The 12,209-nt window shown below is 65.5% G+C and carries 3 protein-coding genes; all 3 read left to right on the plus strand.

The annotated features are described in order from the left end of the window. The first annotated feature begins 13 nt into the window (after window positions 1-13). A complete protein-coding gene (locus tag G520_RS0107915) occupies window positions 14-646 on the plus strand; it encodes an FABP family protein (RefSeq protein WP_028535173.1) in 633 nt (210 codons plus the stop codon). A gap of 657 nt (window positions 647-1,303) precedes the next feature. After that, complete coding sequence (locus tag G520_RS22105; protein WP_246542781.1) at window positions 1,304-2,710, plus strand: ShlB/FhaC/HecB family hemolysin secretion/activation protein; 1,407 nt, start codon at window positions 1,304-1,306, stop codon at window positions 2,708-2,710. Between the two features lie 20 nt (window positions 2,711-2,730). Further along, window positions 2,731-12,209 (plus strand): two-partner secretion domain-containing protein (locus tag G520_RS0107930; protein WP_028535175.1); only part of this gene is annotated, 9,479 nt, incomplete at its 3' end.

The raw sequence follows: 12,209 nt of genomic DNA on the forward strand, positions 1-12,209 counted from the left end.
ACGGAAACCCGCAATGACCGACAGTACCCAAAACATCTACGCAGAGCCCCGCGACTTCGACGTGCGCACCCTGGAAAACCTCGGCCCGCTGACCGGCATGGCCGGCATCTGGCAAGGCGCGCGCGGCCTCGACGTCAAACCCAAGGAAGAAGGCCCCAAGAAACAGGCCTTTGTCGAACGCATGGAGCTGCAACCGATAGACCCTCAGACCAACGGGCCGCAATTGCTGTACGGGCTGCGCTACCACACCCACATCGTCAAACCCGAGCAGGTCAAGACCTACCACGAACAGGTCGGCTACTGGCTGTGGGAACCCGCCACCGGCACGGTGATCCACACCCTGACCATCCCGCGCGGCATGACCGTGCTGGCAACCGGCACGGCCGCCGCCGACGCCCGCGCCTTCGAGCTGCGCGCCACGCGCGGCAGCGAAACCAGCGGCATCTGCGCGAACCCCTTCCTCGACAGCGCATTCCAGACCGTCGAATTCAGCATCCGCGTCAGCATCGACCCCGCCGGCGGCTGGAGCTATGACGAAGACACCGTGCTGATGATCCGCGGCCAGAACGAACCCTTTCACCACACCGACCGCAACACGCTGATCAAGATCGGCGACCCCACCCCCAACCCGCTCGCCCGCCTGTAAGCCTCCCGCCGCCGGGACGCCCTCCCGGCGGCGCAAATGGCCGCCATCCCGGCCCGGCCGCCCGCCTGCTTCGCGCGGCTCCGTCGTCGATTCGATTCAGACAAATCCGGATTTCAAGGTAAATCCGATATTTTTACCGGCACTATATTTGACCTGCATCAAATTTTAACATCATTTGTTCGTGGATTTTTCTGCATTACTGTTTACGAAGCCATCATCACCGAACCAAGCCCCGCAAGCCTCACAGCGCCCCATGCACTACGCCGGTGCAATTCATTTTAAATATTTAATGCCCAAATCACACGATTTGTTAGTAAATATACCGTTTAACTAATTTACAATTGTTAATATACTCTGTCGTTTTCGAAATATTCGTTAATATATGACGACGCCGCCCCATCCCGACTGCTGCTCGCCGCCGCCTGCGCCGGACTGATCTGCAGCCGCCCTGCCAGTGCGGCACAGACCGCGGACCAGATCCTGCGCGACCAGCAACAGCAGCTCGAATGGCAACGCCAGGAACTGCTCAAGCGTCCCGACATCACCCTGCCGCGCCCGCTGTCGCAGGCGCCGACCGCGGCTGCGCCGGCCAATGAGCTGTGCTTCGCCATCCACCACATCGAACTGCAGGATGCCCCCGCCGCCTGGCAGTCGCGCCTGCACGCACTCGTCCGCAGCGAAGAAGGCCAGTGCCTGGGCACCACGCGCATTCAGGCGCTGGTCGCCCGCCTGACCGACGATCTGATCGCCCGCGGCTTCGTGACCAGTCGCGTCTATCTGCCCGAGCAAAACCTCAAGTCGGGCGTATTGCAACTGGACGTCGTGGCTGGACGCGTCGGACGCCTGCACCTTAAAAACGGCGGCAGCGACGCATCGCTGACGGCCGCCTTTCCGCTGGACAGCAACGCCATCCTCAATGTGCGCGACCTGGAACAGGGGCTGGAGCAACTGGCCCGCGCACGCTCGCAACACGCGACGATGGAAATCGTGCCGAGCGCGAACGCCGGCGAGTCGGACATCGTGGTCGACCTGACCCGCGACAAGCCGTGGAACGCAAGCCTGAGCTGGGACGACTCGGGGCAGAATTCGACCGGCAAGCAACAAGGCAGCGCCACCCTCAATCGCGACAATGTCATCGGCGTCAACGACGTGCTGTCGCTGTCATGGAGCCAGGACATCGCACAACCGAGCGCCCCGCGCTCGCGCAGCAACAGCATGTCGTGGCTGCTGCCCTATGGCAACTGGACGGGCATGCTCAGCTATAGCGAATCGGCCTACGTTCAAGCGGTGGCCGGCACCAACCAGACCTATTCCGCCCCCGGCCATAGCAGCAACATCCTGCTGTCGCTGTCGCGCCTGTTGCAGCGCGACCAGAGCAGCAAGACCGAGCTGGCCGTGCAACTGACGCGCAAATCGTCGCGCAGCTATCTGGAAGACACCGAAATCGTGCAGCAGCGCAGCGACCTGACCCTGCTGGGGATGGAACTGTCGCAGCGTCGTTACGTGGCGAGCTGGACGCTGGAGGGCGCCATCGGCTACATCCGCGGCCTCGGCGGCTGGGGAGCGATGTCGAATTCGCAAGAGGCGCAGGGCGGACCGACCGCCCGCGAGAAGGTCTACACCGCGCGACTGACGCTATCGACGCCGTTCGCGCTCGGCGCGCACAAAGGGCAATGGAGCAGCGAGCTGCGCGGGCAATACACGCGCGACCTGCTGCCCGGTTCGGAACAGTTCAGCATCGGCAGCCGCTACACGGTGCGCGGTTTCGACGGGGCGAGCCTGGTCGGCCAGAGCGGCTACTACCTGCGCAACGAAGCGAGCTGGCTAATGCCGCCGACGGCGCGCGGCGACAGCCTGCAACCTTTCGTCGGCCTCGACGCCGGTCAAGTTTCGGATCAGAGCGCCGCCAACGACGCGCACACGCTGTCCGGCTGGGCCGCCGGGGTGCGCATCGCGCTGACCTCCGGACTCGAACTGGAACTCGTGCATGAACAGGGCATCCATCAGCCCGCCTCCTGGCCCCGCCCCTCGATCACCCACTTTCGCGCGTCCATGACGTTCTGACCCGCCACCGGTAAGCCCCAATGAACACGACACGCTATCGCCTTCTCTTCAATCGGCACCGCGAGCAATGGATGGCGGTGCCCGAAAACGCGACCGCACAGGGCAAAGACGGCGGCCCTCGCACCACACGCACGGCCGCGATCGGCCGCGGATGGCGCGGCGCGCTGCGCTGCCTGAGCTTTTACACATTGCTGAGTCTCGGCGCGGCGGCCTTCGCCGCCGACATCATCCCGCTGGCCAATGGCGATGCCGGCAAGCGACCGTCGCTCGACAGCGCGCCCAACGGCGTGACCGTGGTCCAGATCGCCGCCCCCTCGGCCGCCGGGGTGTCGCACAACCAATACCAGCAGTTCAATGTCGGCGCGAGCGGCGCCATCCTGAACAACAGCCAGCAGATCACCCAGACCCGGCTCGGCGGCTATATCAACGGCAACGCCAATCTGGCCCAGGGCAGCGCCCGGGTGATACTGAATGAAGTGGTCGCACGCAACCCGTCGCAATTGCAGGGCTACCTCGAAGTCGCCGGCCAGAAGGCGGACGTGATCATCGCCAACCCCTGGGGCATCAGTTGCAGCGGCTGCGGCTTTATCAACACCCGCCAAGCCACCCTCACGACCGGCACCCCCGTCGTCGATGGCGGCAGCCTGACCGGCTACCAGGTCAACGACGGCACCGTCTCCGTAAGCGGCGCCGGCCTGGACGCGCGCGGCGCCGACAGCTTCAGCATCATTGCCCGCGCCTTGCAACTCAATGCCGGGCTCTACGCCACGACTCTGACCGCCGTGCTCGGCCGCAACCAGGTCGACGCCGCCACGCTGGCCGCGACCCCGCTCGCCGGCGCGGGCGCCACGTCGCCCGCGCCGACACTCGCGCTCGACGTCTCGCAACTGGGCGGCATGTACGCCGGCGCAATCAAGCTGATCGGCACCGAAGCCGGCGTCGGCGTCAATAGTCGCGGCCAGATCCAGGCGACGCAAGGCTCGCTGCAACTGAGCAGCGCGGGTGACCTCACCCTGGGCGGGCAGACCGCGGCGCAGGGCGACCTGAGCCTGCACGCGGCTGGAAACCTCCAGCACCAGGGCGTCACCGCCGCCACCGGCTCGATCGACGTGACAAGCGGGCACACGGCGCAGATGGATGGAACCCTCGCCGCGCAAGGACGGCTCGCCCTGAGTGCCGACAGCATCGCCGGCGCGGGCACCCTCGTTGCGGGCGGACAGACCGACGGCACGCTTGGCGCGACCGGAACGCTGCAGATCGACGCCAGGCAGGAACTCGCGCACCACGGCCAGCTGCTGGCCGCAGGCGATATCACCCTCAGCGGCGCCCGCATCGATGCCGCCGACAGCCATATCGTCAGCGGCAGCGGCGGCATGACGCTGAACAGCGCGGGCGACCTCCTTGCCGACCGGGCAACGCTGAATGCGGCGGGCGCATTGAACGCTAACGCGGGCGGCCGCCTGAGCACGGCGCACGGCACGATGAACGCCGACCAGTTGACGCTGAATGCCGGCGACATCGACAACAGCAATGGCACGCTGAACCAGAGCGGCGCCGGGCAGACCACCATCAGCGCCCAATCCGGCTTCAGCAACCATCTGGGCACCCTGAGCACGCAAGGCCGCAGCGTACGGCTCGGCGCAGCGACCCTGGACAACAGCGGCGGCACGATCAGCCTGACCGCCGCCGGCGAGGCCAGCGTGCTCGCCGCCACGCTAGACAACAGCCAGCAAGGTCGACTGAACAGCAATGGCGCGCTCACGCTGCAACTGAACCGGCTCGACAATCGCAGCGGCAGCCTGACCAGTCTCGACACGCTGAACGTCCGGGCCGCCGACAGCCTGGACAACGGCCAGGGCACGCTGGCCAGCCGCCAGACCGTGAACCTGAGCGCCGGCACCGTGAGCAATCGGCAGGGACTGATCCAGGCCAGCGGCCTCGCGCTCGACGTCGACAGCCTCGACAACACCCAGGGCTCGCTGCTCGACCTGGGCAGCCAGGGCCGTACCACCGTCAGCAGCCGCCACGACATCGGCAACCAGCACGGCGTGATCGCCTCCAATACGGCACTGACCGTGACTGCCAATGCATTCGACAACAGCAGCCAGGGCAAGGTCAGCAGTCTGGGCGAGCTGGCGGCCACCCTCGCCTCGCTCGGCAACCAGAGCGGAACGTTCTCCAGCGCCGGCACGCTCACGCTCGCGACAAGCGGCGCGCTCGACAACAGCCAGGGCCTGCTTGGCAGCCAGCAGGCGCTAACGCTGGTCGCCGGCACGCTGAGCAACCGTCAGGGGCTGATCCAGGCCAGCGGCCTCGCGCTCGACGTCGACAGCCTCGACAACACCCAGGGCTCGTTGCTCGACCTGAGCCACCAGGGCAACACCACCGTCAGCAGCCGTCACGACATCGGCAACCAGCACGGCGTGATCGCCTCCAACACGGCGCTGACCGTGACCGCCAATGCACTCGACAACAGCAGCCAGGGCCAGGTCGACAGCCAAAGCACCCTGACGGCCACCCTCGCCTCGCTCGGCAACCAGGGCGGAGCTTTTTCCAGCGTCGGCGCACTGACTATCGCGACCAGCGGCGCACTCGACAACAGCCAGGGCCTGCTTGGCAGCCAACAGACGCTGACACTGACCGGCGGCGGCTTAAGCAACCGCCAGGGGCTGATCCAGGCCAGCGGCCTCGCGCTCGACGTCGACAGCCTCGACAACACCCAGGGCTCGCTGCTCGACCTGGGCAGCCAGGGCAGCACCACCGTCAGCAGCCGTCACGACATCGGCAACCAGCACGGCGTGATCGCCTCCAACACGGCGCTGACCGTGACCGCCAATGCGTTCGACAACAGCAGCCAGGGCCAGGTCGGCAGCCAGAGCACCCTGACGGCCACCCTCGCCTCGCTCGGCAACCAGGGCGGGGTTTTTTCCAGCGTCGGCGCGCTGACTATCGCGACCAGCGGCACGCTCGACAACAGCCAGGGCCTGCTTGGCAGCCAGCAGGCCCTGACGCTGGCCAGCGCCGCGTTGGCCAACCAGCAGGGGCGGATCCAGGCGGGCGGCGCGCTGACGCTGAACGCCGACAGCCTAGACAACCGCGCGGGTCATGTCACCGCACTCGGGCAGCACGACGCCAGCCGCCTCGACATCCGCCAAGCCATCGACAACCGCGGCGGCAGCATCGGCGGCAACGCCGACCTCACCCTCGCCGCCAAGCGTCTCGACAACAGCGCCGGCGGCACGCTGAGCAGCGATGCGGGCCTGAACCTCACCCTGGCCGCCGACCTGGACAATCGCCACGGCACCGTCGCCGCACGCGCGCTGACGCTGCAACTGGACACCCTCGCCAACCAGGCCGGCGATATCGAGCAGATCAACAACGTTCCGGCCGATGCCAATGCGCCCGTTCCGACCGGCGTCATGGCACTGACGGCGCGCACGCTGGACAGCACACAGGGACGCATCGTCGCGCAAGGCGATCTGAGCCTCAGCGCGCGGCAAGTGACGAACATCGACACGCTGCAGGCCGGGCACGATCTGAGCCTGCACTCAGACGCCGGTATCAGCGCAGGCAGCGGCACGCAGTGGACGGCCGGACACGATCTGACCGTAAGCAGCCCGGCAGCCATCGTCAACGCGGGCCAGATGCTGGCCGGCCACACACTGACGCTGGAGGGCGCAAGCCTGAGCAATAGCGGCACCTTGCAGGGCGACGAACAGTTGACTGCCACCCTGACGCAAAGCCTGGACAACAGCGCCAGCGGCGTCTTCTCCGGTCGGCTGCTGAGCCTGAACGCCCCGGCCATCGGCAATCGCGGCCTGATCGCCGGGCTGACCGTCACGCTGCAGGGCGACACTCTGCTCAACGATGGCGCGCAAGCGAATCTGGTCGCAAGCGCCGACATGTCGCTGCAGCTGGGAACCCGCCTCGTCAACAGCAATGGCGCCTGGATCAACGCCGACGGCAACCTGCTGATCGGTCGGGCCGATCGACCGACGCAAGAGGTGCGCAACACCGTCGCCACGATAGAAGCCGGCGGCAACGCCACCGTCTACGCCGGAACGGTGAGCAATGAATCGAACCCGGTCACGGTCACGCAGACGACAACGTCGAGCAGCAAGACGTTGACGACGATGTCTCTGCCTAGTGCGTGTAGTTATGGCGAAGCACCGGGAACCGGACACAATAGTGGTGGCGGCGGACGCTGGACCTGTAGTAGTTCTTTCAATTTTGTGGGCAATCTCGACTTTGCCAACGGCAGCAGCCAGACCTACGGCAACGTCACGTACACACTACTCAATGACGACACCGCCAACAAAGCCATCACCGTTCGCGTCCAGACCGAAGGGGCGCCGACCTCGCAAACTCAGCAGTACTACTACTTCAGCCGATCCGGTAGCAGTTATTTCTACCTGCCAGGCTTCGACCCGAACACGACCATGCTGTCTGCATTCAACTCGACCACGGCAACGGTGTGGAACCCGCAGCAAATTGCTGCCTATAACGCACAAATTGCCAGTGATCCAAGTGCCACCTTCTCTCCGGGCGGCAGTCACATTTCAGTTTCTATCGACGGTGCCCTCGTAAGCGGGCGCGACACGCTGGCCCAGGACCGCGAAAAAAGCCGGACCACCACCACCCAGGTCACGACGGATCACGCCAGCGGCACCGCCAACGGCGCCAAATGGTGGGTCGGCGGCGATCTGAATTTCAACGCCCAAACCGTGGTCAACCGCTACAGCGCCATCGCGGCGCAAGGCAATATCACGGTCGTCGGCACGCAGCAGATTCAGAATATCGGCCAAAGCCTGAACCAGACGACGGTCAGCACGATAGGCAACAACTATTGGGACCATTCCGAGAGCCACACCCAAAGCAGCACCGTGCAGATCGGCAGCCTGGACGCGACCGTCTCGGCCGGCAAAGCCTTGACCCTGAGTGCGCCGACCCTCGCCAACACCACGATAAACCCGGCCACCGCCGCCACCGTCGCCACCACCGTCGCCACCACCCAGGCCAGCGCCGACGGCAGCGCGCCACAGGCCGTCCGCAGCGGCTACGCGGTGCCGACGGTCGGCGCATCCGCTGCGGCCGGCAGCGGCACAAGCGCCGCGCAGGCCGGCATCGTACTGCAAGCGGGCAGCGCGCGGGCCGCCAACCCGGTCGCGAGCAATTACAGTCTGCCCAGCGGCGGCCTGTTCACCACCCCAGCCACCCCCGGCCTGCACTACCTGGTCGAAACCGACCCGCGTTTCACCCAGTACCAGCCGTTCATCTCCTCCGATTACCTGCTCTCGCGCATCGGCTACGACCCGAACACGACCGAGAAGCGACTGGGCGACGGCTACTACGAACAGCACCTGATCAGCCAGAGCGTAAGCAGCCTGACCGGGCAGCGCTTTCTCGCCGGCTACCAGTCCGCCAGCGAGCAATACCAGGGCTTGATGGACAACGGGGTACGTGCGGCACAGCAGCTGCAGCTGACCCCCGGCATCGCGCTGTCGGCCGAGCAGATGTCCAAACTCACACAAGACATGGTATGGCTGGTGACCCAGCATATCGGCGGCCAGGATGTGCTGGTGCCGGTGGTCTACCTCGCCGGACAGAGCAGCGTCACCGGCAAGGGGGCGGTGCTGGCCGCCACCACGATGAATTTGCACGCCGACGGCACGCTCAGCAATAGCGGCCAGCTCAGCACTCAGGGCGGCAGTCTGCAGGTGCAGGCGCAGGACATCGCGATGCAGGGCGGCCAGGTCAGCTCCGATGGCGCGGTCACCTTGCTGGCCAGCCACGACGTGCAACTGAATTCGGCCGCCGATCAGCAGGCCCGCAGCACGAGTGTGAGCGGCGCGAGCGTCGACGTGCAGGCCGGTCACGATCTGAGGCTGAGCGCCGCCAGTGTCACCGCCAGCGGCGACGCCCGCCTGCTGGCCGGCAACGATCTGACTCTGGGCTACACCCAGGCCCGGCAGCAGAATACCGTCGCCGACGGGACCTGGTCGCAATCGTCGACCCACACCCAGGGCAGCACGGTCAGCAGCGGCGGCACGCTGACGCTGGCCGCCGGCCACGACTTGAACGTAGCCGCCTCCAGCGCCCAGGCCGGCACCGACCTGAGCGCCACCGCCGGCAATGCCGTCACCCTCGCCGCCACGGTCGACAGCAGCCAGGAGCAGATGAACTCGCGTTTGGACAGCGGCTTCGACCATCGCAACGACAGCGTGAACGCCGCACAGCTGAAAGCGCAGGGCCAACTCGCCGTCGGCGCCGGGCAGGACCTGACCGTGAGCGGCTCGACCCTGCAGGCGGGGACCGGCGCCACTCTGCAAGCCGGCCGCGACGTCAAACTGGACACCGTCGCCACGACCAGCAGCAATGGCGACTATAGCCGTGGCGGCAATATCAACCACGTCACCGACGTCAACCAGAACGGCAGCACAATCAGCGCAGGCAACGGACTCAGCGTGAGCGCCGGCCAGGACATCCAGACCCGGGACGCCCTGCTGACCACCACGCAAGGGCAGCTGGCGCTCAATGCTGGCCGCGACATCGCGATCGGCGCGATCGACTCGACCCACAGCGAATACCACAAAACCGAGCGCGACGAAGATGGACTCTTCAACAGCACCCATATCATCGACATCAAGCAGTTCGACAGCCAAAGCGCGAATGGCAGCGAACTGAGCGGCGACAGCTTCGCGCTGCACAGCGGCCGCGATCTGGCCATCACCGGCAGCAGCGTGGCCGCCACCGGCAACGGCCAGCTGCAAGCGGGCCGCAACATCGACATCCAGGCCGCCACCAACGCCAGCCAGCAGTACAGCTACCACGACAGTAGCACCAGCGGCATGTTCAGCGGCGGCGGCATCGGCGTGACCTTCGGCCACAGCGAACAGACCTCGACGCTGCACGCCGACGGCACCACCCAGAGCCAGAGCCGCAGCCTGGTCGGCAGCACCGCCGGCACACTCGACATCGAGGCCGGCGGCCACGCCGCGATACTGGGCAGCGACGTCACCGCCGCCCGCGACGTCAACGTCAAGGCACAGGCGCTGACCATAGACCCGGGCCGCGACACCTATCACAGCGTGCAAGTCCAGACCGCGAAATCGGGCGGGCTGACCGTGCAACTCACGAGCCCGGTCATCAGCGCGGTCCAGACGGTCTACCAGATGGCCGAGGCCGTAAAAAAACCGCACGACGACCGTACCGTCGCACTGGCGGCCGGCACCGCCGCTCTGGCCGGCTACAACAGCTATCTCGCGTTCCAGCAAGCGCTGGCCGGCCAGGGGGATAACAAAGACAATGGCATCAGACTCAGCATCACCATCGGCGGCAGCCAGAGCGAAAGCCGTTACGAGAATACCAGCACCGGTCTCGCCGGCAGCCTGCTCAAGGCCGGCGGCAACCTGAACCTGGCCGCCAGCGGCGCCGGACAGGACAGCAACATCGACGCGACCGCCGCGCAACTGCTGGCAGGGCAGAACGCCAGCCTCAGCGCCGACAACGCCATCCGCCTGCAATCCGGGCAAAACACCTCGACCCAAACCAGCCGCGACACCAGTCGCAGCGGCGGCGTCGGCGTCGCCATCGCCTACTCGGAGAAAGGGGGCTTTGCCTTCGGCTTCACCGCCAACTACAGCCAGAGCCGGGGCCACAGCGACGGCGACGACGTCACCCAGGTAGGCACCACCCTCAACGCCGGCCAGACGCTGACGCTCAACTCGGGCGGCGACACCACGCTCAAAGGCGCGAGCGCCAGCGCGCAAACCATACAGGCCAAGGTCGGCGGCAACCTCGACATTCAAAGCCGACAAGACACGAGCACGTTCGGCAGCCACAGCGAAAGCCTGTCCGCCCAAGTCACCGCCGGCATCGGCTTCTCGGCCAGCGGCAGCTACAACCTGCAGCAGATGCACAACGACTACGCGAGCGTGCTCACGCAGTCGGGCCTCAAGGCCGGCGACGGCGGCTTCCAGGTCCAGGTCGGCGGCAACACCAATCTGACCGGTGCCGTCATCGCCAGCAGCCAGGGCGCCATCGACGCCGGCCGCAACAGCCTGAGCACCGCGAGCCTGACCTCATCCAGCATAGACAACCATGCCAACTACAGCGCACTGAGCCTGGGCCTGAGCGGCGGCGGCAGCGCGAGCGGGAGCGGCGGCTCGGGAGGCAACTCCCATGTAATGTCCTTCAGTAACGGCGGCGGCGCCAACGCGCCCGGCATCGCCTACGCCAGCGACAACCAATCGTCCACCACCACCTCCGGCATCAGCGCGGGCGCCCTCACCGTCACCGGCAGCCAGCCCACGCCCGCGATCGACCGCACGCTGACCACCGCCACCGACACCACCCACGCGCTCGGCAACCACTTCGACCAGGCCAAGCTGCAAAACGCGCTCGACGTCACCCAGGCAGCCGAAGGCCAGATCGGCACCTTCGCCGCCACCAAGGCGGCGGACGCAGAAGCGGCCAAGAAAAAACTGGATAACGCCAAGTTAAGCGGCACCGCCGATGAGATTGCCGCGGCACAGACAGCGAGCGATGAGGCCGCAAAATGGGCCCCCGGAGGAAGGTACCGCCAAATATTAAATGCAATCAGCGCAGGCATCAGCGGAAACGTGGCTGGTGGCATTGATGACGCGATCAGCAAGGGAGTTGTCAACTACTTCCAGCAACAAGGTGCTAGTTACATCGGCAACCTGGTCACCCAAGGCATCGTGAGCGAAGGCAGTCCTGCGCATGCCGCCCTGCACGCTATTGTTGCCTGCGCAGGGTCCGCAGCGGCCAGCCAATCGTGCTCGGCTGGCGCAATGGGGGCTGCATCATCAAGCCTGTTGACCAATCTTTTCAGCGACGACAAGGCATTGACTGCTGCTGACAAGGAAGCCCGCAAAAACCTGCTGGTTTCGCTAGTCGCCGGTGTCGCCAGCGCCACCACACAAGAAGGGCTTGTGACGGCAACCAACGCGGCGACGGCCGCGGCAGACAATAACTGGCTGATGCATTCCGAGCAACTTCGACTCAACTCACTTGATAAACAATGTAAAGCGCATGACGCAGCGGCCTGTGATTCCGCCAAGCAACTCCGGTTGAAGGATTTGTCCCGAAATCTCCAGCTGCTTACTGCTTGCTCTGGCAAGAACGCAAGCCTGTGCACAGCAGAACTGTCTAAAGCCCGAGCCGCCGCCGACAGCTACCCCGCAAGCGACGTCTATTTAGGCAATGGCTCCGCAAGCGGCATGGACAACAAGAAATTGATGGCTGAGTTGAAAAGCATCAACGATGTCATCGACATAGCATCCGGACGTAACGAAAGAGGCAAACAAGCGGCACTACAAATAGCTTCGCAGATCCTCGATTTCATCCCGCTCATCGGAACACTCAAGCAGGCCTATGAGGTGAAGACGCTAGGGGATGCGCTACTCGCTATCGCATCCGTAGTGCCAGAAGCGGGACCGACTGTCGCAAAGCTCAGCAAAGAAGCCCAAGCTCTCGC

It is taken from the genome of Paludibacterium yongneupense DSM 18731 (assembly GCF_000422925.1).
GTDB lineage: Bacteria > Pseudomonadota > Gammaproteobacteria > Burkholderiales > Chromobacteriaceae > Paludibacterium > Paludibacterium yongneupense.

Bases quoted from the DNA above. Each gene is read 5' to 3' on its own strand.
- G520_RS0107915 (WP_028535173.1), top strand. From the start codon at position 14: ATGACCGACAGTACCCAAAACATCTACGCAGAGCCCCGCGACTTCGAC.